This is a genomic window from Meiothermus sp. QL-1, assembly GCF_003351145.1.
Taxonomy (GTDB): Bacteria; Deinococcota; Deinococci; order Deinococcales; family Thermaceae; genus Meiothermus.
In genome coordinates this window covers 74,305-98,071 of the sequence record NZ_QQSV01000001.1, presented here as the reverse complement: position 1 = coordinate 98,071, position 23,767 = coordinate 74,305, and the positions used below count along the sequence as shown (strand labels likewise).

General features: G+C 66.4%; 29 protein-coding genes. 15 read left to right on the top strand and 14 right to left on the bottom strand.

What is annotated here, in order from left to right; all coding sequences use genetic code 11:
* Window positions 1–35: 35 nt before the first annotated feature.
* A complete protein-coding gene (locus DV704_RS00530; protein WP_114797604.1) occupies window positions 36–719 on the top strand; it encodes a hypothetical protein in 684 nt (227 codons plus the stop codon).
* On the opposite strand, the gene carA is transcribed toward DV704_RS00530, so the two are convergent.
* Genes carA through DV704_RS00510 form a run of 4 tightly spaced genes read right to left on the bottom strand, consistent with a single transcriptional unit; the run spans window position 670 to window position 4,993 of the window.
* Window positions 670–1,836, bottom strand: coding sequence for a glutamine-hydrolyzing carbamoyl-phosphate synthase small subunit (carA, locus tag DV704_RS00525; RefSeq protein WP_114797603.1), 1,167 nt, complete (start codon window positions 1,834–1,836; stop codon window positions 670–672). The two genes, DV704_RS00530 and carA, sit on opposite strands and share 50 nt — an antisense overlap.
* 15 nt (window positions 1,837–1,851) lie before the next feature.
* Window positions 1,852–2,403, bottom strand: a complete 552-nt coding sequence (locus DV704_RS00520) for an N-acetyltransferase (RefSeq protein ID WP_114797602.1) — start codon at window positions 2,401–2,403, stop codon at window positions 1,852–1,854.
* Window positions 2,400–3,791, bottom strand: coding sequence for an argininosuccinate lyase (gene argH, locus DV704_RS00515; protein WP_114797601.1), 1,392 nt, complete (start codon window positions 3,789–3,791; stop codon window positions 2,400–2,402). Before argH ends, DV704_RS00520 begins: the two co-directional genes overlap by 4 nt.
* A gap of 8 nt (window positions 3,792–3,799) precedes the next feature.
* Window positions 3,800–4,993 (bottom strand): argininosuccinate synthase, encoded by a 1,194-nt coding sequence (locus DV704_RS00510; protein ID WP_114797600.1) that lies wholly within the window; start codon window positions 4,991–4,993, stop codon window positions 3,800–3,802.
* A gap of 285 nt (window positions 4,994–5,278) precedes the next feature.
* Between DV704_RS00510 and DV704_RS00505 the strand changes: the two genes are divergently transcribed.
* From DV704_RS00505 to folK, 9 genes are read left to right on the top strand one after another with little or no spacing between them, the layout of a single operon-like run.
* Entirely contained in the window at window positions 5,279–5,839 is a 561-nt protein-coding gene (locus DV704_RS00505; protein ID WP_114797599.1) for a glycerol-3-phosphate acyltransferase, read from the top strand.
* Window positions 5,840–5,890: 51 nt separating this feature from the next.
* Window positions 5,891–8,161 (top strand): hydrogen gas-evolving membrane-bound hydrogenase subunit E, encoded by a 2,271-nt coding sequence (mbhE, locus tag DV704_RS00500; protein WP_114797989.1) that lies wholly within the window; start codon window positions 5,891–5,893, stop codon window positions 8,159–8,161.
* Window positions 8,158–8,577, top strand: a complete 420-nt coding sequence (locus DV704_RS00495; protein ID WP_114797598.1) for a Na+/H+ antiporter subunit B — start codon at window positions 8,158–8,160, stop codon at window positions 8,575–8,577. The genes mbhE and DV704_RS00495 overlap by 4 nt, the downstream gene beginning before the upstream one ends.
* Window positions 8,577–8,990, top strand: coding sequence for a sodium:proton antiporter (locus DV704_RS00490; RefSeq protein ID WP_114797597.1), 414 nt, complete (start codon window positions 8,577–8,579; stop codon window positions 8,988–8,990). The genes DV704_RS00495 and DV704_RS00490 overlap by 1 nt, the downstream gene beginning before the upstream one ends.
* On the top strand, window positions 8,987–10,459 hold the full coding sequence (locus tag DV704_RS00485; RefSeq protein WP_114797596.1) for a proton-conducting transporter membrane subunit: 1,473 nt from the start codon (window positions 8,987–8,989) through the stop codon (window positions 10,457–10,459). Before DV704_RS00490 ends, DV704_RS00485 begins: the two co-directional genes overlap by 4 nt.
* Window positions 10,456–10,935 (top strand): Na+/H+ antiporter subunit E, encoded by a 480-nt coding sequence (locus tag DV704_RS00480; protein ID WP_114797595.1) that lies wholly within the window; start codon window positions 10,456–10,458, stop codon window positions 10,933–10,935. Before DV704_RS00485 ends, DV704_RS00480 begins: the two co-directional genes overlap by 4 nt.
* Window positions 10,932–11,198 carry a monovalent cation/H+ antiporter complex subunit F gene (locus DV704_RS00475; protein WP_114797594.1) on the top strand — a complete coding sequence of 89 codons (267 nt, stop codon included), beginning with the start codon at window positions 10,932–10,934 and terminating at the stop codon, window positions 11,196–11,198. The genes DV704_RS00480 and DV704_RS00475 overlap by 4 nt, the downstream gene beginning before the upstream one ends.
* Window positions 11,199–11,573 (top strand): monovalent cation/H(+) antiporter subunit G, encoded by a 375-nt coding sequence (gene mnhG / locus DV704_RS00470; RefSeq protein ID WP_114797593.1) that lies wholly within the window; start codon window positions 11,199–11,201, stop codon window positions 11,571–11,573. It begins immediately after the preceding gene.
* A complete protein-coding gene (folK, locus tag DV704_RS00465; protein WP_114797592.1) occupies window positions 11,574–12,068 on the top strand; it encodes a 2-amino-4-hydroxy-6-hydroxymethyldihydropteridine diphosphokinase in 495 nt (164 codons plus the stop codon).
* Here the strand turns inward: folK and DV704_RS00460 are convergent.
* From DV704_RS00460 to DV704_RS00445, 4 genes are all read right to left on the bottom strand, one after another.
* Window positions 12,057–13,373 (bottom strand): folylpolyglutamate synthase/dihydrofolate synthase family protein, encoded by a 1,317-nt coding sequence (locus DV704_RS00460; protein WP_114797591.1) that lies wholly within the window; start codon window positions 13,371–13,373, stop codon window positions 12,057–12,059. The two genes, folK and DV704_RS00460, sit on opposite strands and share 12 nt — an antisense overlap.
* Window positions 13,370–13,723, bottom strand: coding sequence for a dihydroneopterin aldolase (gene folB, locus DV704_RS00455; protein ID WP_114797987.1), 354 nt, complete (start codon window positions 13,721–13,723; stop codon window positions 13,370–13,372). Before folB ends, DV704_RS00460 begins: the two co-directional genes overlap by 4 nt.
* Window positions 13,716–14,501 carry a dihydropteroate synthase gene (gene folP / locus DV704_RS00450; protein ID WP_114797988.1) on the bottom strand — a complete coding sequence of 262 codons (786 nt, stop codon included), beginning with the start codon at window positions 14,499–14,501 and terminating at the stop codon, window positions 13,716–13,718. The genes folB and folP overlap by 8 nt, the downstream gene beginning before the upstream one ends.
* 74 nt (window positions 14,502–14,575) lie before the next feature.
* Window positions 14,576–15,310: an esterase family protein gene (locus DV704_RS00445; protein ID WP_114797986.1), complete on the bottom strand. Its 735-nt coding sequence runs from the start codon at window positions 15,308–15,310 to the stop codon at window positions 14,576–14,578.
* Between the two features lie 47 nt (window positions 15,311–15,357).
* Between DV704_RS00445 and DV704_RS00440 the strand changes: the two genes are divergently transcribed.
* Entirely contained in the window at window positions 15,358–15,684 is a 327-nt protein-coding gene (locus tag DV704_RS00440; protein WP_114797590.1) for an HIT domain-containing protein, read from the top strand.
* A gap of 12 nt (window positions 15,685–15,696) precedes the next feature.
* On the opposite strand, the gene DV704_RS00435 is transcribed toward DV704_RS00440, so the two are convergent.
* Window positions 15,697–16,128, bottom strand: a complete 432-nt coding sequence (locus DV704_RS00435) for a bifunctional nuclease family protein (RefSeq protein WP_114797589.1) — start codon at window positions 16,126–16,128, stop codon at window positions 15,697–15,699.
* A 77-nt stretch (window positions 16,129–16,205) separates the two neighbouring features.
* Between DV704_RS00435 and DV704_RS00430 the strand changes: the two genes are divergently transcribed.
* Both DV704_RS00430 and DV704_RS00425 read left to right on the top strand, forming a co-directional pair.
* Entirely contained in the window at window positions 16,206–16,742 is a 537-nt protein-coding gene (locus DV704_RS00430; protein WP_114797588.1) for a phosphoribosyltransferase family protein, read from the top strand.
* A gap of 33 nt (window positions 16,743–16,775) precedes the next feature.
* The gene (locus DV704_RS00425; RefSeq protein WP_114797587.1) at window positions 16,776–17,312 is read left to right on the top strand and encodes an adenine phosphoribosyltransferase; all 537 of its coding nucleotides are present in this window, start codon (window positions 16,776–16,778) and stop codon (window positions 17,310–17,312) included.
* Here the strand turns inward: DV704_RS00425 and DV704_RS00420 are convergent.
* The 4 genes from DV704_RS00420 to DV704_RS00405 form a co-directional block, all read right to left on the bottom strand.
* Window positions 17,309–17,962, bottom strand: coding sequence for an alpha/beta fold hydrolase (locus DV704_RS00420; protein WP_114797586.1), 654 nt, complete (start codon window positions 17,960–17,962; stop codon window positions 17,309–17,311). The two genes, DV704_RS00425 and DV704_RS00420, sit on opposite strands and share 4 nt — an antisense overlap.
* Before the next feature lie 6 nt (window positions 17,963–17,968).
* Window positions 17,969–19,624, bottom strand: coding sequence for a methylmalonyl-CoA mutase (locus DV704_RS00415; protein WP_114797585.1), 1,656 nt, complete (start codon window positions 19,622–19,624; stop codon window positions 17,969–17,971).
* A 66-nt stretch (window positions 19,625–19,690) separates the two neighbouring features.
* Entirely contained in the window at window positions 19,691–21,163 is a 1,473-nt protein-coding gene (locus DV704_RS00410) for a SpoIID/LytB domain-containing protein (protein ID WP_233498182.1), read from the bottom strand.
* Between the two features lie 5 nt (window positions 21,164–21,168).
* Window positions 21,169–21,861, bottom strand: a complete 693-nt coding sequence (locus DV704_RS00405) for a DNA repair protein RecO (RefSeq protein ID WP_114797583.1) — start codon at window positions 21,859–21,861, stop codon at window positions 21,169–21,171.
* A gap of 38 nt (window positions 21,862–21,899) precedes the next feature.
* Between DV704_RS00405 and DV704_RS00400 the strand changes: the two genes are divergently transcribed.
* Both DV704_RS00400 and DV704_RS00395 read left to right on the top strand, forming a co-directional pair.
* Entirely contained in the window at window positions 21,900–22,136 is a 237-nt protein-coding gene (locus DV704_RS00400; RefSeq protein ID WP_114797582.1) for a hypothetical protein, read from the top strand.
* Window positions 22,137–23,126, top strand: a complete 990-nt coding sequence (locus tag DV704_RS00395) for a P1 family peptidase (RefSeq protein WP_114797581.1) — start codon at window positions 22,137–22,139, stop codon at window positions 23,124–23,126.
* On the opposite strand, the gene DV704_RS00390 is transcribed toward DV704_RS00395, so the two are convergent.
* On the bottom strand, window positions 23,123–23,767 hold the full coding sequence (locus DV704_RS00390) for a hypothetical protein (RefSeq protein ID WP_114797580.1): 645 nt from the start codon (window positions 23,765–23,767) through the stop codon (window positions 23,123–23,125). The two genes, DV704_RS00395 and DV704_RS00390, sit on opposite strands and share 4 nt — an antisense overlap.

Sequence of the window (23,767 nt, the reverse complement as noted above, 5' to 3'; positions counted from 1 at the left end):
TTCAGTTTATCCCCAATTAAAGTGAAGGAGTGGGGATGCGGCTCAGGCTTCTTCTGGCTGCGGTTTTACTGGCGGGCTTCTTCTTCTATAGCTGGCGCGGCTTGGGCGAGGTTTTCCGCGAGCGGGGCCGCTACACCGATGCCCTGGGTCTAATCCCCGCTGCCACCCCGCCGCTGCGCTTCGGCGTGCCCTCGCTCCAGGAGCTGGCGGTGCGCTACCACCTCGAGCCCCGCCAGGCCACCTGCGCCCTCTGCCACCTAGGCCGGGTGGAAAGCGGCCGGTTCAACCCCTTCGGAGAGGACTACCGGGCGGTGGTGCGGCGGATGCTGGCAGGGCTGGAGGAGCAGAGCATCTTCCAGCTCAGCCCGGCCCAGATCCGCCAGGCCCTGGCCGAGGCCACCCAGGATGGGCTGGACTCGGACGGCGACGGCTACGACAACGACCTGGAGCTCCTCTTTGGCTTCCTGCCAGGGGAGGCCCGCTCCCGCCCTCACCTCCCGGTCGAGACCCTGGAGGCCTACCGCACCATGCTGCGCCAGGCAGCGCGGGATGGACGGCTCGAGGCCCTTCGGCGCCGGGGAGCCGGACAGGCCGACCCTACCCTTTTCGGGTTTGCCCCCGGGGAAGTCCCCCTGGTGCGCCTCGAGCGGCTGGCGCTGTACCAGGCGGTTATACTCCCAGCTTCCCCACCCGCTGCTTTTCCACCGGAAGGCCGCTGAGGCCGTTGAAAGCGTCCACCTCCTCCAAAAAACGCTGGAACAGGTAGAGCGAGTCGTGGGGACCGGGGTTGGCCTCGGGGTGGTACTGCACGCTAAAGACCGGATAGCGCTGATGGGCCATACCCTCCAGGGTGCCGTCGTTCAGGTTGATGTGGGTGGGCCTGAAGTCCTTGAGGGAGTCGGGGTCTACGGCATAGCCGTGGTTCTGGCTGGTGATCTCGATCTTGCCGGTAAGCAGGTTCTTGACCGGGTGGTTGGCCCCCCGGTGGCCGAACTTGAGCTTGAAGGTGCGCCCCCCCGCGGCCAGGCCCAGAAGCTGGTGGCCCAGGCAGATGCCAAAGGTGGGCAAAAGCCCCATCAGCTTCCAAAGGGTCTCGTGGGCGTAGCGGGGCATGCTGGGGTCGCCGGGACCGTTAGACACGAAAAGTCCGTGGGGCTCCAGGGCCATGATCTGCGCGGGGCTGGTCTTGCCCGGCACCACGATGAGCTCAAAGCCCAGCTCGGCCATATAGCGCATCTGGGCGTGCTTGATGCCGAAGTCCATCACCACCACCCGGCGCTGTCCTTTGAAGGTGGGGAACTGGTAGGGGAGGGGGGTGGAGACCTCGGGGGTCATGTCCCGTCCGTCGATGTCGGTCCAGCGCCTGGCCTCCTCACGCAAAGCGGCCAGGTCCTCAGGGGTGAAGCGGTAGTCGGGGCTGCCGAAATGGCTGGCATGGGCAATCACCCCCTTCAAGACCCCCCCCTCGCGGATCTTGCGCACCAGCGCCCGGGTGTCAATCCCCTCCAGGCCCACCACCCCCGTATCCTGCAGGAACTCCTCCAGGCTCTGCTGGGCCCGGGGGCCCGCGGCATAGCGGCTGAACTCCCGCGCCACGAAGCCCCGCACCCAAGGACGGTTGCTCTCCATGTCGAAGACGTTCACCCCGTAGTTGCCCTGGTGGGGGTAGGTCATGACCACAATCTGGCCGTTGTAGCTTGGGTCGGTCAGAATCTCCTGGTAGCCGGTCTGGGCGGTGTTGAAGACCACCTCCCCCACGCTCTTGCCCCGGTAACCGAAGGCGTAACCATGGTAGGCGGTGCCGTCCTCCAGTACCAGCACTGCACGCTCCCTCATCACTCACCCTCCATACTAGGGGCGGGTTGGCCCCTTGTAAGCCTCCTTCGGGTTTAGAATCTTGGTCACCCCAATCTCGCGGCAGTTGTCGTAAAAGGGACAGGCGCTGCACTCGGCGTACACCTTGGGGGGCAGGGCCTCGCGGGTGGTCACCTGGTAGCCCAGGCTGGTGAAGAAGCGCACCTGGAGGGTCCAAGCGAAGATCTGGGGGATGCCCAGGTCCTTGGCCTCCCGTTCGGCGGCCAGGGCGATCCAGCGGCCCAGCCCCTGCCCCTGCCGGTCGGGGTGGATGGCCAGGCCCCGCACCTCGGCGATGTCGTGCCAGAGGATGTGCAGAGCACCGCTGCCCACAATCTGCCCATCCTCGTCCTCCAGCACGAAGAAGTCGCGCAGGTTTTCGTAGAGGTGGTCGTGGCTGCGCACGAGCATAAGGCCCCGCTCGGCCCAGTACTTGATGAGGTTGTAGATGGAGTCCACATCCCGCATGCGGGCCTTGCGCAGCTCCACCTCGGCCCCCCGGCGTACCCTGGGAAGCACTGTGGTGCCCAGCTTAATCAGGTTGCTCATGACCCCACCTCGAGCTTGACCTCGGCCAAAGCCGCCCGCACCGCCTCAGGCGCGGTACCCCCGTAGCTTCTACGGCGGTGGATGGCGTTTTCTAAACGGGTAAGGGCCAAGGCCTCCTCACCGAAAAGGGGGTGGAAGCTCTTGAGCTCATCCAGGCTGAGCTCGGAAAGCTCCTTGCCCCGGTCGATGCAGTAGCGGACCAGACGGCCCACCACGTGGTGGGCCTCGCGGAAGGGCACCCCACGCTCGGCCAGGTAGTCGGCCAGCTCGGTTGCCAGCGCGTACCCGGAGGCGGCGGCCTTCGCCATGGCCTCGGGGTTCCACTCCAGGCCCGGCAGCATGGCAGCGAGGAGCCTGAGCGAGGCCCGGTAGGTATCCACCGCGTCGAAGAGGGGCTCCTTGTCCTCTTGCAAATCCTTGTTGTAGGTGAGGGGCAGCCCCTTGGTCAGGGTGGCCAGCGCCACGAAGCCGCCCAGCACCCGCCCCACCTTGCCCCGGATCAGCTCGGCATGGTCGGCGTTCTTCTTCTGGGGCATGATGGAGGAACCGGTAGAAAAGGCATCGGGCAGCCTGGCGAAGCCGAACTCGAAGGTGGTGTACAAGACGATCTCCTCGGCCAGCCGGGATAGGTGAACCTGGCCGATGGTGAGGGCGGCCAAGGCCTCGAGCGCGAAGTCGCGCGAGGCCACCGCGTCCATGGAGTTGCGCATGGGCCGCTCAAACCCCAGCTCCCGGGCGGTGTGGTGCCGGTCGATGGGGAAGCCCGTCCCGGCCAGGGCTGCTGCCCCCAGGGGGCACTCGTTGAGCCGCCGCAGCGCATCCGCAATCCGCCCCGCATCGCGGGTGAGCATCTCGTAGTAGGCTAAGTACCAGTGCGACAAAAGCACCGGCATGGCCCGCTGCAGATGGGTATAGCCGGGCAGAACCAGAGGGGGCTCGAGGTACTTCTCGGCCTCCTGCACCAGCACCCTGCGGAGAGCCTTCAGGTCGGCCAAGGCCCCCTCCAGCTCCCCCCGCAGCCATAGGCGCAGGTCGGTGGCCACCTGGTCGTTGCGGCTGCGGGCGGTGTGAAGCTTGCCCCCCACCGGGCCTATGAGCTCGACCAGGCGGGCCTCGATGTTCATGTGCACGTCCTCCAGCGCCTCCCGCCAGGGAAAACGTCCATCCAGAATCTCCTGCCGCACGGTCAGAAGCCCCCGGCGAATCTGCTCGGCCTCCTCTGCGCTGAGAATGCCCTGCTGCGCCAGCATGACCGCGTGGACCAGCGAGCCCTCGATGTCCACCAGGGCCAGGCGCTTGTCAAAGCCCAAGGAGGCGTTGAACTCCTGCGCAATCTGGCTCGGGGCCTGGCTGAACCGTCCCCCCCAGGTCTTCTGCACTTCCCTCAAGGTCCCTCCTAGTCCCTGGGCTGGGCCTTGGCCCGCACCCTAAGCCTGAGCGAGTTGAGCTTGATGAACCCCTCGGCATCGGCCTGGTTGTAACCGCCCTTTTCATCAAAGGAGACCAGGCTCTTGTCGTAAAGCGACAGGGGCGATTTGCGCCCGGCCAGGATGATGTTGCCCTTGTACAGCCTGAAGCGCACCGTACCGGTTACGTTCTGGGCCACGTGGTCCATATAGGCCTGCAGCGCCTCGCGCTCAGGGGCGAACCAGAAGCCGTTGTAGACCAGCTCGGCGTACTTGACACTGAGCTGGTCGCGCTGGTGAAGCACCTCGCGGTCCAAAGTGAGGCTCTCCACCGCCCGCCGCGCATGGTAGATCAGGGTGCCGCCAGGGGTCTCGTAGACCCCCCGCGACTTCATGCCCACGAAGCGGTTCTCCACCAGGTCCACCCGGCCGATGCCGTGGCGCCCGCCGATCTCGTTGAGCCGGGCCAGCAGGCCCGCCGGGGAAAGGCGCTCGCCGTTCACCGCCACCACATCCCCTCTTTCCACCTCGATCTCCACCAGCTCGGGCTCGTCGGGGGCTTCCCAGGGGTCTTTGGTCAGGCGGAACATTCCCGCGGGCGGTTCGGCCCAGGGGTCCTCCAAAATGCCCCCCTCGAAGGAGTTGTGCAGCAGGTTGGCATCCACGCTGTAGGGCTTTTCCAGGGTGGTGGGCACCGGGATACCGTGCCTGGCCGCGTACTCCATCATCTCCGGCCGGCTCACCAGGTCCCACTCCCGCCAGGGGGCAATTACCTTGATATCGGGCTTGAGGGCATAGGCGGTAAGCTCAAAGCGCACCTGGTCGTTCCCCTTGCCTGTAGCCCCGTGGGCGATGGCCTCTGCCCCCTCCTCCTGGGCGATGCGCACCAGGTGCTTGGCGATGAGGGGCCGGGCGATGGAGGTGCCCAAAAGGTAGTAGCCCTCGTAAAGGGCGCTCGCGCGCATCATGGGAAAAACGAAGTCGCGCACGAACTCCTCGCGCAGGTCTAGGGCATAAGCCTTGGAGGCCCCGGTCCTGAGGGCCTTCTGCCGGGCCTCCTCCACCTCCTCACCCTGACCGATGTCGGCGGTAAAGGTGATAACCTCGGCCTTGTAGTTTTCAATCAGCCACTTCAGGATGATGCTGGTGTCCAGGCCGCCGGAGTATGCAAGCACAATCTTCATTCACTCACCTCTGGGCTCGAGCCCACACAAAGCCATACAGTACCGCTAAACCCCGGCAGACACAAGCGCGGGTCGGACGCCGGCATACTGCATAAGTATACGCAGACCGAGGAAAGCGGTCAAGAAAAGATTTGCATCGGCAAAACGAGAAAGCGTTGGTCTAAATGTCTACATGTGGGCAGATTTTAATACGCGAGTTGCCCAGAACGGTGTGAATGTGCGCCGGGTGGAATTGCATAAACGTGCAGTTGCGACCCAAAGCTCCAGCAGTGGTAGCCTGGGGCTGTGGAGTGGGTCTACGCAGCGCTGGCCGGCTACCTGCTGGGCTCCTTGCCTTTTGCCTATTGGTTTGGAATCTTGCAGAACAAGAACATTTTGCTCGAGGGCTCCGGCAACCCCGGCAGCCTCAACGCCTGGCGGGTGCTGGGGGCGGTGCCCGGGCTGATGGTGCTGGTGCTGGACCTGGCCAAAGGCCTGATGGCCGTGGCCTTGGGGGAGTTCCTGGCCCGCGACCCCGCTGGGGGGCTTCTGGGGGGGGCTATGGCGGTGTGGGGGCACTGCTACTCGCTATGGCTGCTAGGGCGAGGAGGCAAAGGCATCGCGCCCAGCCTGGGAGCGCTCTTCGCCGTTCAGCCGGCCCTCCTCCTGCTGGCGGGGGCTTCCTTCGCCCTGGCCTACCTCCTCACCCGCCACCCCTACCGCAGCGTCTTCCTGGCTGCTTTGGTCTTCCCCATTGGCTCGAGCGCCTTCGGGGGCCACCCGGCCTACCTGTGGTTCGGCCTGGGGATAGCGCTTCCCGTCCTGATGAAGCACCTCCCCGACTGGAACCGCCAAGCTGGGCCTTAGACTTCCAGAGTCGGGTCCCATGCTATGTTGTAGATGCTTCGCGGAGCTTTTATGGTGGTTGCAGTACTCATCGCTTTCATAGGGGCCCTAGCCGCCCCCTGGGTGCACCGGGGGCTGGGTAAGCAGGCGGGCTGGGTGCTGGCCCTATTGCCCCTGGGCCTCACGGCCTACTTCGCCAGCCTGCTGCCCACGGTGATTGCGGACGGCCCTGTGCGCCACAGCGCAACCTGGGTGCCCACCCTCTCGGTCAACTTCTCCTTCTACCTGGATGGGCTCTCGCTTCTGTTCGCCCTGCTCATCACCGGCATCGGCACCTTCATCGTCATCTACTCGGGCGGCTACCTGAAGGGCCACCCAGACCTGGGCAGGTTCTACCTGGTCATCCTGCTCTTCATGGCCTCCATGCTGGGGCTGGTGCTGGCCGACAACGTCGTGACGCTCTTCGTGATGTGGGAGCTCACCAGCCTCACCTCCTATCTGCTGATTGGGTTCCACCACACCGAGTTCCGCTCACGCCGCGCCGCTACCCAGGCCCTCATCGTCACCGCGGGCGGTGGGCTGGCTTTGCTGGCCGGGCTCATTTTGCTGGCAGGCATGGGGGGCTCGTGGGAAATTTCCGAGCTGCTCGTAAAGGGCGAGGTGCTGCAGGCGCACCCCCTCTACCTCCCAGCTTTGGTCCTGGTGCTTCTGGGGGCTTTCACCAAGTCGGCCCAGTTCCCCTTTCACTTCTGGCTGCCCAACGCCATGGAGGCCCCCACCCCGGTCTCGGCCTACCTGCACTCGGCCACCATGGTCAAGGCCGGGGTCTACCTGCTGGCCCGGCTCCAGCCCGCCCTGGGCGGCACCGAGGTCTGGAGCAGTACCCTGATGGCCTTTGGGCTGGCCACCCTGCTCACCGGGGCCACCCTCACCTTCCGCCACACCGACCTCAAACGGCTTCTGGCCTACTCCACCGTGGCCGCGCTGGGGGCGCTGGTCTTTGCCATCGGGATGGTACCCCTCACCAGCTACTACGGGGCGATGGGCTTCGCCACCTTCCTGCTGGCCCACTCGCTCTACAAGGGAGGGCTCTTCATGGCCGCGGGGGCGGTGGACCACGAGGCCGGAACCCGCGATATCAACCAGCTTTCGGGCCTCTTTCGGGTGATGCCCCTCACCGGGGTGGCGGTGGGGCTCTCGGCCCTTTCGCTAGCAGGCCTGCCGCCGGTGCTGGGCTTTATCGGCAAGGAAGTGCTCTACATGGCCTCGCTGCAGGCAGCCCCCGTTTGGATGGTGGGGCTGGCGGTGCTGGGCTTTGCCGTAGGGGCCACCCTGGCGCTTTTGCTCACGGTGCCCTTCTTTCGCGGCCCCTCCCCCGAAGGGGTGCACGAGGGGCCCCCAAGCCTGTGGTTGGGGCCTTTAGCGCTGGGAGGGCTCGGGCTCCTGGTGGGGCTTTTCCCCGGGCTTTACAACCCTCTGGCCGAGGCGGTGGCCAGTGCGGTCAAGGGCCAGCCCGTCGAGTACCACCTCAAGCTCTGGCCGGGGTTCAACCTGGCCCTGCTCCTGAGCCTGCTCACGGTGGCGGTAGGGGTGGGGCTTTACTTCCTCTACCCGCGCCTGCAGGCCTGGATGGCCCAGGAGCCCCTACCCGGCCCCGAGAACGCCTACGTGGCCCTTATGCGGGGGTTGATGCGGCTTTCGGTAAGGGTGGAGAGGCTTTTGCAAAGCGGCTCGCTGCGGGCCTACCTGGTCTGGACCTTCGGGGGGCTGGTGGGGCTGGTGGGGCTGGCGCTGGTGCGGGGTGAGCCCTTCTGGCCTCTGGGCCTCGAGCTCGAGCCCGGCCAGAGCCTGCTCCTGGGGCTGGTGCTGCTGGGGGCCCTGCTGGCCTTGCGCCTGCGCTCGCACCTGGGCATGGTGGTGGTGGTGGGCGTCGTGGGGGCCGGGGTGGCCCTCCTTTTCCTGCGACAAAACGCCCCCGACCTGGCCATCACCCAGTTCCTGGTGGAGACCCTGACCGCCATCCTGATTGCCCTGGTGCTCCTGCAGGTCCGGCAGACCGGGCCGGTGCCGCGGGGGCGCTGGCTGGATAAGGTGGTGGCTTTGGGGTTTGGCGGGGTGGTGACCTGGCTGATGCTGGGGATGCTCGCCCAGCCCATGAGCCCCCACCTGCAGCAGTTTTTTGTCGAGAAGAGCTTGCCTGAAGGCTTTGGCCGCAACATCGTGAACGTGATCCTGGTGGACTTCCGCGCCCTCGACACCTTCGGCGAGATCACCGTGGTGGGGCTCGCGGGGCTTGGGGTCTACGCCCTGCTGCGCCGGCGCAAACCGGAGGAAAAACCGTGAACACGCTCATCCTGAAGACCACCTCGAGGTTCCTCTTCGCCCTTTTGCTCCTGCTTTCGGTCTTCCTGCTTCTCAGAGGCCACAACGAGCCGGGTGGGGGCTTCATCGGCGCCCTGGTTGCGGTGGGGGCCTATGCCCTGTACGCCCTGGCCCACGGGGTCGAGGCAGCCCGGCGGCTCCTTCCCCTACCGCCTCTTAGGCTGGTGGGGTGGGGGCTTCTGCTCGCGCTTCTGAGCGGCCTGCCAGCCCTTTTTGCCGCTAAGCCCTTCATGACCGGGGTGTGGTTTACCCTCCTGGGGGTCAAGGTGGGCACCCCGGTGATCTTCGACCTAGGGGTGTACCTGACGGTATTCGGGGCACTCTTATCGGCCATATTCGACCTTGAAGAGAGGGCGCAAGCGTGGGAGGGTACCTGATGGAGGCTTTGCTGGCGTTTGCGGTTGGGGGCCTCTCGGCGGTAGGGGTTTACCTGATGCTCAGGCCCCACCTTATTCAGTTCCTCATTGGGTTTTTGGTGCTGGGCAACGCGGCCAACCTGGTTATTTTCACCGCAGGCCGCCTGGGCAGCGAGTTTCCTCCCCTGGTGCAAAGAAGCGGGGAGGTGATGGAGCCCATTGCCAACCCGCTGCCGCAGGCCCTCATCCTGACGGCCATCGTGATCGGCTTCGCCCTGGCCGCTTTCGGCATCGTGCTCTTCTTCCGTACCCAAGAGGTGCTGGGCACCCTCAACGCCGAGGTGCTGCCAGAGGTCTTAGAGGAGGCCCCCACCCCTTCCCCGGTCGAGGAGGTCTTGCCTCCAAGGCCTGAAAAGGAGCGTGTGGCGGTATGAGCCTGGTGGTCCTGCCCCTGCTGGTTCCCCTTACCACCGGCATCCTGGCCCTCCTCCTGCCGCAAAGGGCCCAGCGCTTCATGGGCCTCCTGGGGGCCTTGGGCCTGCTGGCCGCCGCAGCAGCCCTGCTCGTTCAGGTCAACCAGCAGGGCATCCAGGCGGTGCAAATCGGCAACTGGCCGGCGCCCTTCGGCATCACCTTTGTGGCCGACCACCTCTCAGCCCTTATGGTGCTCATCACCGGGGTGGTGGCGGTGGCGGTGGCGCTTTACGCCCTCCTGGAGGCCGACGCCCCCCGCGAGCGCCTGGGCTACCATGCTCTCACCCACCTGCTTCTCTTCGGGGTGAACGGAGCCTTCCTCACAGGGGATGTTTTCAACCTGTACGTCTGGTTCGAAGTGCTCCTGCTGGCCTCCTTTGTGCTGATGGTGCTGGGTGCCGGCCGGGCCCAGCTCGCTGGGGGGGCCAAGTACTTCGTGGTCTCGCTTCTCTCCTCCCTCCTTTTTCTGGCCGCGGTGGGGCTCATCTACGGCTCTACCGGAGCCTTGAACCTGGCCGACCTGGCCACCCGGGTGGGCGGGGTGGACCCCACCCTCATGAACGCCATCGCCATGCTCTTCCTGGTGGCCTTTGGCCTCAAGGCGGCCATCTTTCCCTTCTTCTTCTGGCTCCCGGCCTCCTACCCAGCCCCCCCGGTGATCGTCTCGGCCCTCTTCGCCGGGCTTCTGACCAAGGTGGGGGTCTACGCCCTGATCCGGGTCTTCACCCTCCTCTTTACCCAGGAGCCGGCCTTCACCCACGGGGTCATCCTCTGGCTGGCTGGGCTCACGCTGGTGCTGGGGGCCCTGCTGGCCCTGGCCCAGGGGGAGCTCAGGCGGCTTCTTTCTTTCCAGCTTGTGAGCCACATCGGGTACATGCTGATGGGGCTGGGCATCCTAACCCCCCTCGCCCTGGCCGGCTCGGTCTTCTATGCCCTCAATCACATGATCGTCATCTCAGCCCTCTTCCTCTTCGCCGGGCTGCTCCAGCGGTTGCAGGGCACCACGGTGCTGGTGCGGATGGGGGGCCTCTACCGCACCCACCCGGGCCTCTCGGCGCTCTTCCTGCTCCCGGCCTTCTCGCTGGCGGGGCTGCCGCCGTTCTCGGGCTTCTGGGCCAAGTTCACCCTGGCCGCTGCAGGGCTGGAGGCCGGGCAGTACGCCATCGTGGTCGTGGCCCTGCTGGTAGGCCTCCTGACCCTGCTCTCCATGGGTCTGGTCTTCGCTGAAGCCTTCTGGAAGGAGCCGCCGGAGAACCGCCCGGCCCCAGGGCACCCGGGCGGGCTGGTGCTGCCGGTGGCCCTGCTCGCCCTGCTTAGCCTGGGGATTGGAATCTGGGCCGAGCCCCTGCTGGCGCTTTCGCAGCAGGCCGCCCAGGAGCTGCTCGAGCCCACCCCGTACATCCAGGCCGTGCTGGGGGTGAGCCGATGAGGGCTTTTGTGCAAAACGTGCTCCTCAGCATCTTCTGGATGCTGGTTACAGAGAGCTTCACCCTCACCAACTTTTTGGTGGGCTTCGCCATCGGCTTCCTCATCTTGCTGCTGGCCCGCCCCCTCTTCGACGCCCCCTCCAGGCGCTACTTCGCCCTGGCCTGGAAGCTTCCTCGCTTCGTGCTCCTGATGCTCTGGGAAATTCTGCTCTCCAGCCTGCGGGTAGCCCAGGCGGTGCTCTCGCCCAACATGGGCATCAAGCCCGGGATCATTGCCTATCCCCTGACGGTGGAGAGCGACCTGGAGATCACCCTGCTGGCCAACCTGATCACCCTGACCCCGGGTACGCTGAGCCTGGACGTCTCCGACGACCGCAAGGTGCTCTACGTGCACGGGATGTTCGTGGACGACCCCCAGGCCGTCGTCCAATCCATCCACGAAAGCCTGGAAAAAGCCGTGATGGAGGTGACGCGATGAGCTTTTTAGAAGGGGCCATGCTGGCCTTGTTTTTCACCCTACCCTTTGCCATCTACCGGCTGGTGCGGGGGCCCACCCTGCCCGACCGGGTGGTGGGTCTCGACCTCATCACCACCGTTGCGGTGGCCCTGGCCGCGCTATACGCCATGGTAAGCGGCCAGACCGCCTTCCTGGACGTGGCCACCGCCCTGGCGCTCTTTGCCTTCCTGGCCACCTTGGGGCTGGCCCGCTACATCGAGTACCGGGGGCAGAAGGGGGAGTGAATGCTCGAACTGCTGGTGTACGCGCTGGTGGCGGGGGGGGTTTTCTTCCTCTTTATCGCCGCCATCGGGGTTGTGCGGATGCCCGACCTCTACAACCGCATGCACGCCACCTCCAAGGCCGGCACCCTGGGGGTGGGCCTCATTCTCCTCGCGGTAGCGGCCTTCTACCAAGAGCTGGCGGTGGCTGCCCGGGCCCTGGCCACCCTGGCCTTCATCATCCTCACCGCACCGGTGGCAGCCCACGCTCTGGGCCGGGCGGCCTACCTCTCGGGGGTCAAGCCCTGCGAGAGCACCTACGTCGACGAGCTGGCTGGGCACTACCAGAAAAACCACCGGCTCACCTCGGTGGAGAAAGCCCCACCCAAGGAGCCCTGAGTGCACCGCTACGCGATAGCCCTGGGCTCCAACCTGGGCGACCGGCTGGCCTACCTGCGGCAGGGGCTGGCCCTGCTTCTGCAGCGAACCGACGCTTTTGAGCTCTGCTCAAGCCAGGTCTACGACACCGACCCGGTGGGGGGCCCCGAGGGGCAGAACACCTACCTCAACGCCGCCGTCACCTTCAAAAGCCGGCTGGAGCCCCCGGTGCTGCTCGAGCACCTGCTCGCCATCGAGCGCCAGGCCGGACGAAAGCGGCATAGGCCCAACGAACCCCGCACCCTCGACCTCGACCTGCTGCTCTGCGACGCGCTGCGCTTGCAGACGCCGGCCCTGACCCTTCCCCACCCCCGCATGCACCTGCGGGCCTTTGTGCTGGTGCCCCTGGCCGAGATTGCCCCCGACTGGGTGGTGCCGGGCCTGGAGCAAAGCGTGGGGGCCCTGCAAGCCCGGCTGGGCACCGCCGGCGTCCGCCCCACCGGCCTACGGCTTTAGGGCTAGGCGGCGGTAAGGCTCGGGCAGCTCGCCCACCGTGAGGAAAGAGCCGGTGAGCACCACCGGCTGGTGGGGGTCAGCCTGGCCCAGGGCCTGCTGCAGCGCCTGGGGGACGCTGGGGGCAGCCTCGACCCTGAGCCCAAGGGCCCGGGCCACCCGCACCAGCTCATCGGGCGGGCGAGGGCTGGTGCGCGGTGGGGCAATCCAGATGCGCTCCACCTGGTCTTTGAGGGGGGGGAGGAAATGGGCCGGGTCGTGGTTGGCCTTCATCCCCACCACGAAGAGCTTTTTCTGGGCAGGAAAGGCCTGCTCGAGGGCCTCGGCCAAAGCGCGGGCCCCATCCTGGTTGTGGGCCACGTCGAGCACCAGGATGCGGGGCGGGTGCTGCAACCGCAGAACCTGGAAGCGGCCCGGAAGCCAGGTCTTTTCCAAGCCCCGCCGCAAGGCCGCCTCCGGCACCTCCAACCCCCGCGAGGCAAGCAGGTGAAGGGCGGTGGCGGCCACCGCCGCGTTGGCCTGCTGAAACCGCCCCCGAAGCCCCGGGCGCAACCCCCTCAGCTCAAGCCCCGGCAGCCTGAGCCAAAGCCCCTCTCCGTCGAGGCCATAGCCGGCGTAGGCGCCCTCTCCCGCCGGGGCTACCCGGTACACTGGGCAGCCCTGCTGGTGGGCCACCGCCTGGATGGCCTCGAGGGCCTCGGCCTGGTCCACCCCCGTCACCAGCGGAACCCCCGGCTTGAGGATGCCGGCCTTTTCCCGGGCAATCTGCCCCAGCGTAGGGCCCAGCACCTCCTGATGGTCCAGGCCGATGCTGGTGATGACCGCCACCAAAGGCGGAGGGATGACGTTGGTGGCATCCAGACGGCCGCCCAGGCCCACCTCGAGCACCGCCACCTCTACTTTTTCCTCGGCGAAGTGGCAAAAAGCCGCCGCGGTGACCAGCTCGAACTCGGTGGTGGGGCCATAGCGCCCGTCCTGGGCCAGGGCCTCGGCAACAGGACGAAGGCGCTCTATCTGCCGGGCAAAGGCCTCGGGAGAAATCGGCACCCCGTTTATCTGGATGCGCTCGCGGTAATCGAAGAGATGGGGAGAAAAGTAGCTGCCGGTGCGGTAGCCCGCCTCGCGCAACGCCGTGGCGATGAAGGCCGTGGTGGAGCCCTTGCCGTTGGTCCCGGCCACGTGGACCGCCTGGAAGGCTGTGTGGGGGTCCCCCACCCGTTGCAGCAACGCCCGGAGGCGCTCCAGGCCCAACCGAACGCCAAATTTGAGCAAACCGGTGGTGTAGGCCAGGGCTTCCTCGTAGGTCATCGTCGCCTCAGGGTCTCTACAAACACATCCCGCACCACCCCGGGCAGGGGGGCGTGGGGTTTATGCACCCGCACCACCACGGCCTGCACCTCGGCGAAGCGGGCCATAATCTCGTCGGCCAGGTGGTCGGCCAGGGCCTCGATGAGGTAGAAGCGGCGCTCGGTGGCCAGCCGCTGCACCAGCAGAAAGACCGCGCTATAGTCCACCGTGGAGGCCAGCCGGTCGGGCCGGCCCTCGAAGGCCACCTCCATCTCCACGTCCACCACAAAGCGTGCCCCGAGCCGCTCCTCTTCGGCATGAAGCCCATGGCGGGCGTACAGCTCGATACCCGCCAGCACCACCCTACCCACGCTGCCCCTCCCCCGCCAGGGCACCCCACACCGCCAGGGCCTCCCTATGGGCCCGCACATCGTGCACCCGCAGGATGTGAGCGCCCCGGCTCAGGCCGAAGAGGTGGGCGGCCAGTGTGCCCGCCAGCCGCTTCTCAGCCACCTCCACTCCGCTCAGCTCCCCAATGAAGCGCTTGCGGCTGGCCCCCAGGAGCACCGGGTGGCCCAGCGCAACCAGCTCGCCCAGACAGTTGATAAGCGCCAGGTTGTGCTCCAGCCGCTTACCGAAACCAATCCCCGGGTCGAGCACCACCTGGGGCACCCCGGCGGCCAGGGCCCTTTGGGCCTGGGCCTGCAGGAAGGCCTTCACCTCGGCCACCACATCGGCGTAGTGGGCGTGCTGCTGCATGGTGGCCGGGTCGGGCACCGGCATGTGCATGATGACCGCGGGCACCTGGTAGCGGGCTGCCAGCGCAACCATGCGCTCATCACGCAGCCCGGTCACATCGTTGAGCAGGTGCACCCCCAAGGCCAGCGCCTCGGCGGCCACCTCGGGCTTGCGGGTATCAATGCTGATGGGCACCCCCAGCGAAAGAAGGGCCTCCAGCACCGGAAGCACCCGGCGCTTCTCCTCTGCTGCGCTCACCGGCTCGGCCCCCGGGCGGGTGGACTCTCCGCCCACATCGATTAAGTCGGCCCCCTCGGCCACCATCTGCCGGGCCCGCTCTATGGCGGCCTCGAGCCGGTTGTACCTTCCCCCATCGGAGAAGGAGTCCGGTGTAAGGTTGAGCACCCCCATAAGGCGGGGGATAGAGAGGTCCAGGGTATACTGGCGCAGGCGCAAAAGCACGGGCCTATCATAAGCCCCTGGCCCTAGACCCCAAGGCGCTCGAGGTAGTAAGGCAGCATCCGGCGCCACCAGGGCCAGTCGTGGTCCACGTCGTGGCCCCAGTACTCCACGATGGCCGGGATGCGCTTCTCGGCCAGCACCCGCTCCATGGCCCGGGTGTCCTCGAGGCAGGCCTCCTCCCAGCGCCCCTGCCCCACCACAAAGACAATCTTCTTGCCCTGGCGGTAGCGCTCCAAGAGCGCCTCGTCCATGTTGGGCAGGTACCAAAGCGGCGAGTTGAAGTAGGCGTCCATGCCCCCCTCGTCGCCCACGAAGTCCCGCACCTGGTAGAGCCCCGAGAGGGCGATCACCCCTTCGAAGGCCTCCGGATGCTTGAAGAAGAAGTTGGCCGCGTGGTAGGCCCCCATGCTGCAGCCGGTGAGCCAGAGGGGCAGCCTTAGGCTTTGCTGCAAAAAGGGCACCACCTCCCGCATGATGTAGGCGTCGTAATCGTTGTGGCGGCGGGCCCGCTCCCAGGGCGGAAGGCCCTGGTTGCACCAGCTCTGCCAGTCCACACCATCCACGCAGATGAAGCGGATGCGGCCCGCCTCCAACAAGTACCCGCAGGCCTCCACCATGCCCCCGTGCCCCTCCCAGTCATACCAGCGCCCGTTCTGGGCTGGAAAAACCACGACGGGCTGGCCAGCATGGCCGTAAAGCTTGAGTTCCATCTCGTGCCCCAGCGCAGGGCTGTACCACCTGTGGTATTCGCTATGCATGGCCTCAGGCATATGGTACCAGCAGGGGCCCCACTTATACTGGGGCCGTGGAAAACCCCACCGTTTTCGGCAAAATCATCCGGCGGGAACTCCCTGCCGATATCGTCTACGAGGACGAAGAGTTCATTGCCTTCAAGGACATCCGGCCCCGCTCCAAGGTGCACATCCTGGTCTGCCCCAAGGAGTACATCCCCACCCTGGCCCACTACCCCGAGACCGAGGAGGGGGCCCTGAAGCTGGGGCGGCTCATGCTCACCGCCAACAAGGTGGCGCGGCTACTGGGCCTCGAGGGCTACTTCCTGCGCATCCACGTGGGCGAGAAGGGGGGGCAAGAGGTCTTCCACGTCCACGTCCACCTGCGTTCCGACGCCTAGCTCCTGGAGGGGCTAGGCCTTGGGCGGCTCGCCCTGGCGGGTGAGCTGCGACTCCTGAATTCCCGCCTGGCGTAAAACCTCCTCGGCGATGAGGATGGGGGCCCCAGCCCGGATGGCCAGGGCCATTCCGTCGGAAGGACGGCAGTCCACCTCGTACTCCATCCCCCGGTGCTCGAGCACCAGCCGACCGTAGAAGGTGCCCTCCTTGAGCTCCACGATTTCTACCCGCAGCACCTTCACCCCCAGGAGGTCCAGGGTGTTGTAGAAAAGGTCGGGGCCCAGGGGCCGGGGCGGCTTCTCGCCGGAAAGGTGGATCATGATGTTCTGGGTCTCCAAAGCGCCGATCACCACCGGCAAGACCAGGTTGTTCTCGGCCTTGAGCATCACGATCAGGTTGCCGTTTCCGGGGTCTACCCCCATGCCTTCGATGCGCGCGGGCACCATACCTTAAAGTATAGGACGCCTCCTCTGAGGAAGTGTGCGGTATATGCGTTTCCTCCACCAACCGATAAACTGGGGCCGTGAGGACCTACGAGGTAGATATCGCCGGTGTGCGCCGTGAGCTCCCCATCGTGCAGGTGGGGCCCGACGTGGCGGTGGCCCTGTTCAACATGCTGGGCGACACCGAGGTGGTCGAACAGGCTGCCGCGGCCCTGGCCCAGCGCCTGCCCGCTGATGTGGACACCCTGGTCACCCCCGAGGTCAAGGCCGTCCCCCTGGCCCATGCCCTCTCCCGCCTGAGCGGCAAGCCCTACGTGGTGGCCCGTAAGACCGAAAAACCCTACATGATTAACCCGATTTCCCGTACGGTCATCTCCATCACCACCGGCAAGCCCCAGCTTTTGGTGCTGGACGGGAGCGACGTGCCCCTCATCAAGGGCAGGAAGGTGGCCATCGTGGACGACGTGGTCTCCACCGGTAGCACCCTCAAAGGCCTATCCGACCTGATCGCCGAGGTGGGGGGTGAGGTGCGGGCCGTGCTAGCCGTTTTCACCGAGGGCTCTCCCCGCGACGACGTGATTGCGCTAGGCCATCTGCCCCTTTTCAAACCTGAGTGAGCCCGGCGGTGCTATCCTGAAAGGGAACCCTTTATGGAAACCTACCCGATCACAATCGGAAAAATCACCCGTCACGTGCCGGTGGTGGAAACCCTGCCTGGCGTTCACATCCCGCTGGTGGAGATTATGGGCGACGTCGAGCTGGTGCAGGCCGCCGCCGAGGGCCTGGTCAAGCACCTGCCCCCCGAGACCGACGCCCTGCTGACCCTCGAGACCTCCCCGATCGTGCTGGCCCACACCATGAGCGCCCTTACGGGCAAGCCCTACGTGGTGGTGCGCCGCAGGCGCCGGCCCTACATGCAAGACCCCATCATCCAGGAGGTGGAGTCCCTCACCCTGGGAGTCAGCGAGACCCTCTGGCTCGATAGCCGCATGGCTGAGAAGCTGCTGGGCCAGAACGTGGCCCTGGTCTTCGACGTGGTTTCCTCGGGCGGCACCATGGCCGCCTTAGAAAAAGTGGCCCAGAGAGCAGGCGCCCGCGTGGTGGCCCGCCTGGCCGCCTTCCACCAGGGCAACCGCAGGCTGCCCATCACCTTTCTCTCGGAAATCCCCATTTTGCAGACGGCCTAGGGTGAAGCTTTTCTCTGGGCGAACAACCAGCGGATAAACCCAGGCTCGCGGTAAACTCGCTCCCACACCGCATGCTCCTCGTTCGGGTACTCAGTGAAGTGTGCACGGGCGTTGCCTGCTTTGGCCAGGGCATCGGCTAGAGCGCGGGAAAAGCTCACCGGAACCACCCCATCGGCGCTCCCATGGAAGTTCCAGATGGGCACCCTGGCAAGCCGCTGCCATACCCAAAAGGGGTCGCCCGCCCCGCAGATAGGGGCCAGCGCGGCAAACCGCTCGGGATACTGGCAACCCAGGTTCCAGACCCCATACCCCCCCATGGATAGCCCGGTCAGATAAACCCGCCGGGGGTCGGTACCGTACTGGGCTTCTACCTGGTTCAGGATTTCGTAGGCCTTTGCCAACGGCTCGCCCCGCCACCACCCTGTCTTGGGGCACTGCGGCATCAAAACTATGGCCGGCCAGCGGCTGGGGTTTTCCTGCAGGGCCGGGCCCAAGCCCACCGTGGTCTGTTTTCTCCCGTCAGCCCCCCGCTCCCCAGCACCGTGCAGGAAAAGAATCAGGGGCCAGCCCCTTTTAGGGGCTGGCCCACTGGGCAGGTAAAGGGCGTAGGGCAGCAGGCCTCGGGGCCTACGATACAGGAATAGGGCCATGCTTCTTTATACCAGCACCGGCTCCTCATAGACCCCGTAAACCTCCCGCAGCACATCCATCATCTCCCCCAGGGTGCAGTAGGCCAGGGCGCACTCCACGAAGTGGGGCATGGTGTTCTGCCCCTCCACCGCCGCCTGGCGGAGGCCCGAAAGCGCCTCCTCCACCCGCTTGGGGTCCCGTTCCCGCCGCACCCGGGCCAGCCGCTCCGCCTGGACCCGCTCCACCTCGGGGTCCACCAGTTGAATGGGCACCTGCAGCCCCTCGTCCTGAAAGGCGTTGACCCCCACGATGATGCGCTCACCCCGCTCCACCTCTTGCTGGTAGCGGTAGCTGGCATCGGCGGTCTCGCGGAGGAAATAGCCCTCCTCAATGGCCCGCACCACCCCGCCCATGCGGCGGATCTCCTCAATGATGGCCATGGCCTGGCGCTCCATCTCGTCGGTGAGCCACTCCACGTAGTAGCTGCCCCCCAGGGGGTCGATGGTGTGGGTCACCCCAGACTCGTAGGCGATGATCTGCTGGGTGCGCAGGGCGATTTTGGCGCTTTCCTCGGTGGGCAGGGCCAGGGCCTCGTCGTAGGCGTCGGTGTGCAGGCTGTTGGTGCCCCCCAAAACGGCGGCCAGGGCCTGGATGGCCACCCGGGCCACGTTGATGAGGGGCTGCTGGGCGGTGAGGGAGACCCCGGCGGTCTGGGCGTGGGTGCGGAGCATCCAGCTCTGGGGGTTTTTGGCCCCGTAGCGGTGGCGCATCTCCTTGGCCCAGATGCGCCGGGCGGCGCGGAACTTGGCGATTTCCTCAAAGAAGTCGTTGTGCACATCAAAGAAGAAGCTGATGCGGGGGGCGAACTCGTCTATGTCCAGGCCCCGCTTAAGGGCCCACTCCACGTACTCAAACCCGTCCGCCAGGGTCCAGGCCAGCTCCTGCACCGCAGTGGCGCCGGCCTCGCGGATGTGGTAGCCGGAGACGGAGATGAAGTTCCACCTGGGGACGTTTTTGGGCCCCCACTCAAAGGTGTCGATGACCAGCTTCACGCTGGGCTCCGGGGGGAAGATGAACTCCTTCTGGGCGATGAACTCCTTGAGGATGTCGTTTTGAATGGTGCCGCCCAGCTTCTTCCAGTCGAAGCCCCTCTTCTTGGCCATCGCCAGGTACATGGCCCAGATGGCGTTGGCTGGGCTGTTGATGGTCATGGAGGTGGTGACCTCCTCCAGGTTGATGCCGTCGAAGAGGATCTCCATGTCCGCCAGGCTGCTTACAGCCACCCCGCACTTCCCCACCTCCCCTTTGGAGAGGGGATGGTCGGAGTCGTAGCCCATGAGGGTGGGGAGGTCGAAGGCGGTGGAAAGCCCGTTCTGCCCGGCGGCTAGAAGCTTTTTGAAGCGCTCATTGGTCTGCTCGGCGGTGCCGAAGCCGGCGAACATGCGCATGGTCCAGAGCTTGGACCGGTACATGGAGCCGTAGACCCCCCGGGTGTAGGGGTACTCTCCGGGGTAGCCCAGCTTCTCCTCGTAGTCAAAATCCCTGAGGTCCTCGGGGGTGTAAAGGGGGTCGGGGGCAATGTTGGAGAGGGTGCGGTGGGCAATGGGCCGCTCGGGCATCTTCTCGAGCGATTTCCGGTAGGTCTCACGCATCCAGGCGCTCTTGGATTTGGATTGTGCCATGCGGAAATTATATAACGCCTTTGGCGCAGGAAAGTGTCATTTCGTTAGATTGACCGGGTCAAACCGCTACCACCCCCAGGCCGACGAGGCCACTGTGGCGTAGCGCAGAACCTCCAACCGAGCACCCGGGTAGAAGTGCTCCAGGATTCGGCGGTAATTCTGGCCCTGCTGGGCCAGACCCAAAGCCCCGAACTGGCTCATCCCCACCCCGTGGCCGAAACCGCCTCCCCAGAGGACAACCCGCTGGAGTTCGCCCCGGGCGTCGCGCTCTTCCTGGATGGCGAAGGCTGCGCTGGGAAGCAGGGGAAAGTTCAGCCGGGGACCGCCCTGCCAGCGCTCGAGCACCACGTCGCCCCCACCGGTGAGGGCCTTGTCGGGGCGCAGCAGGTGGCGGATGTTGGACTCGCGCCGCACCCTGTAGCGCCCCGTGGAGGTTCTGACCTCCAGCTCGGTCACGTAGCCCCCAGGGCTCCGGGCCGCGGCCCGGAGCTGCAGCAGGCGGCCCAGGGCAAAACCAGGGGCCCCAGGGGAAAGGGGGCCCTCCAGGGTCTGCACAAACTGGGGCGCAACCCGGGCCCGCTCGAGCAAGGTGCGGGCCAAGAGGGACTCCAGCTCCTCCCGGCTCAGACTCAGCCGCCAGCGCCAAAAGGGTGAGGCGGCATCATAGAAGCCCCGGGGATTCCAGTTTTGGAAGAAAGCCACCGCCTGGGCCTCGCTGCGAATCGCCGCCGAGGGGGGCTGGGCCTGGGGCCGCGCGCGCAGGTAGGGCGTGGCGGGGCGCTCGGGCCAGACCTCCTCTATGGAGGCGGTGAAGCCGGGGCTGGTTGAAAAGAAAAAGCTTTGGATGGGGGCTCCCCGGAAGGTGAGAACCTGGCCGCGGGTGGCCTCCACCGCGGCATCGCTGGCCGGATGGGTAGCGGTCCGGTTGTAGGCTTGCTCGCTTACCGAGTCGTCCACATCGGCCCACCAACGCTTCCAGAAGCTATCGGCCTGCCGCCGGGCCAGGGCGTAGGTGCGGGCCACCACGGCCTGGGCCTTGAGGGCCTCCGGATGAAAGTGGACCGGCATCTCGCTGGGCAGAACCCGCCTCAGGTACTCCTCCAGGCCGACCTGGTTGACCACCCAGAAGCCCCCGGGGCGGGCCTCGAGCCAAAGCCAGCCGGGATAGGGTGGGCGCTGGGGGAGATGGAAGAGCACAGGGCGGGCAGGGTCTGCTGGCCGCAAAAGGAGGTGGGGACCCAGCTCGAAGCGGAGCCCCTCGAAGAGGAGCACCCCTCCCTCCCCTTGGGGGCGGAGGAGGATAGGCTTTCCAGGAAACAGGGTGACCACCGGCCGCAGCGATGCACGGCCCCTGCCGCTCAGCACCTCCACCTCCCCGCCCAGCGGCACCAGGCTCAGCTCGGGGAACGAGTACCGCTCTGAAGCCCCCCCACCCTCCCGGTAGGTCAGCAGCACCCGCATAGCCCCATCAGCAGCTCCGGGCGCAGGGGAAAGGGGCAGCGCGGCCAGCGCGGCGATGCTCAGAAGCGTCCCCCACATCGCGCTCATTCTGGCCTTTCGGGGTGAGAAAGGGTTAGGAGAGCGCTGGCCCCAAGCTCCCCCACCGCGTAGCGCACGTGGGCCAGCAAGGCCTGCTGGAGGCGCGAAAGGGGGGCCTGCTCCAGCCGGGCCACGGCCTCGCCGCCAGGCAAGCGCAGCACCGCGGCCAAAGCCGCCATCCCCTCTTCGCCCAGGTAAACCCCTCCCTTCAGGACCCTCTCACCGTCCAGCAGGTAGGCCCCCTCCCCCTGCAGGTTGGGGGCCAGGCCCGCCGCCCTGAGCACCCGCCAGGCCGCCCACAGGAAGGCCACCTGGGGGTCTGGGTGCTTGGCGATGCCCTTTAGACCCGAGATGAGCAGGGGCCAGATGCGGGGTGCGGCCTCGGGCGAGGCGGTGTGAAAGGCCAGCTCGGCCAAGAAACTGGCCAGAGGAAAGCGCTTGGGGACCTCTAGGCCCTCCAGCCGCCCCACCAGCTCGGCCTGGGTCAGGGTGGGCAGGTCGCTTCCGGGCCTCTGGTAGACCTGGTAGCGCAGATGGTGGAAGAGGGAAAGCCGCCCGCTGCGGCCTGTGGGCCGCAAGGCCTTGCGGGCCACGGCCTGCACTGCGCCCTCTGGCCCCACGAAAGAGACGATCAGGTCCCCCGCTGGCAGGGGTTTCCGGCCCACCAGAAGCCCCTCGTAGAGGCGGTAGCGTTCCACACCCTCATGCTACGAAGGGTCTGTGTTATCCTGAGTCTATGAACGAGCGCACGCTGCAGGACATCTTGGAGTGGGTCGTGCTGGGCCTCCTGATCGCTGTAGCCGTGCTGGCGCTGCTTTGGGTAGGAGGCTGGCTCTTCACCCTCCTGGGCTCCCTCCTCAAGGGGCTGGCAGGCTTGGTCTGGGCCCTCTTGCGCGTGCTGGTGCCGGTGCTAATTCTGGTGGCTGTGGCCTACTTCGTGGTACGCTTCATTCAAAGACCCAAGACGGCCTGAATGCAGCCAGGCCCCCACAACGCCATCACCGATGTCCCGGGCATCCTGGTGGGCCACTACACCGACCTAACCCACCTCACCGGGGTAACCGTGGTTTACCCTGAGGGAGGGGCGGTGGCGGGGGTGGATGTGCGGGGCAGCGCCCCCGGCACCCGTGAAACCGACCTTCTGAGCCCGACCCACCTGGTGGAAAAAGTACACGCGGTGGTGCTGGCAGGAGGGAGCGCTTTTGGCCTCGAGGCGGCCGGCGGGGTCATGCGCTACCTGGAGGAGCGGGGGGTGGGCTACCCGGCGGGCCCGGACATCCGAGTGCCCATCGTGCCTGCAGCGGTGATCTTCGACCTGGGGGTGGGCAGTGCCCGCGTGCGGCCCACCGCTCTTTGCGGCTACCGGGCGGCACAAAACCTGCGGACCGGACCGGTAGAACAAGGGTCGGTGGGGGCCGGCACTGGGGCCCGCAGCGGGGGGCTCAAGGGCGGGGTGGGCAGCGCCAGCGTGGTGCTGGAGGGAGGCCTGGTGGTGGGGGCCTTGGCGGTGGCCAACGCCCATGGCCGGGCCCACGACCCCAAGAGTGGGGAGCTTTACGCCCGCTACTTGGAGCTAGAGGGAGAGTTCCGCCTCCGACATCCTCCCCGCCCCCTCCAGGTCCCTGACTACCCTCCGCCCCCAGAGGCCCCCTTTCACCACACGGTGATTGGTTGCGTGGCGACCAACGCGAAGCTCAGCAAAGCCCAGGCACAAAAGGTGGCCCAGATGGCCCACGACGGTATTGCCCGGGCCATTCACCCCGCCCACACCATGTTCGACGGGGATACCATATTCTGCCTGGCCACCGGGGCCCTACCCTTGAAGGGGCCTGCCGAGCTCAGCCTGCTGGGGGCCGCCGCAGCCGATGTATTTGCCCGGGCGCTGGTGCACGGAATCCTGCACGCCCGCTCGGTGGGGGGATTGCCCTCCTATCGCCGGCTGTACGAGGGAGAGGAGGACTAGGGGCCGAAACCCAGGTTGAGGTGAAGGGTGCGAAAGTGGCCCCAGATATAGCCTTCGGCGATCTGTAAACGGCTCAAGCCTAGGGTAAGCTTGCCTTCCACAAACGCCCCAGCCCAGCCGGGCCACCCCACCCCCAGCGCCACCTGCCCTCCCACCCCGCCCAGGTGGTAGTAAAGGGGGTCACCGTCTACTCCCCAGGCCTGGCCCCGCACCACCGTCTCGGGGTGGGGCACCACCGCCCCCAACCCCAGCCGGGGCCAGAGCCGAAGGGCGCCTGTATCCAACCCATAGGCCAGGTTCAACGGCAGGTAGTTGAATCCATCGGTCACGTGGAGTTGCTGGAGAATCTCTCCTCCCGCCTCGGCTTCCACGAAGTAGAGTTTTTGGTGGATGAGCTCCAGCTCGAGCCGCCACCCTACGGGCTCCCCGTACCACAACCGCAGGGTGTAGTAGGGGAAGGGCTCGAGGTCCCGCCCCTCGAACCGGGCCCCCTTCACCCAGGCCTCGGGGTGGCCCTGCTGCACCACCAGCAGGTCCACCGGGGGGTTGAGGGTAAGCCCAAGGGCCATTTGCAGCCCCCAGACCTGGGCGTGGACCAACCCCAGCAGGGTGAGAAGGCTAGTGCAGATGCAGAGGCGCAT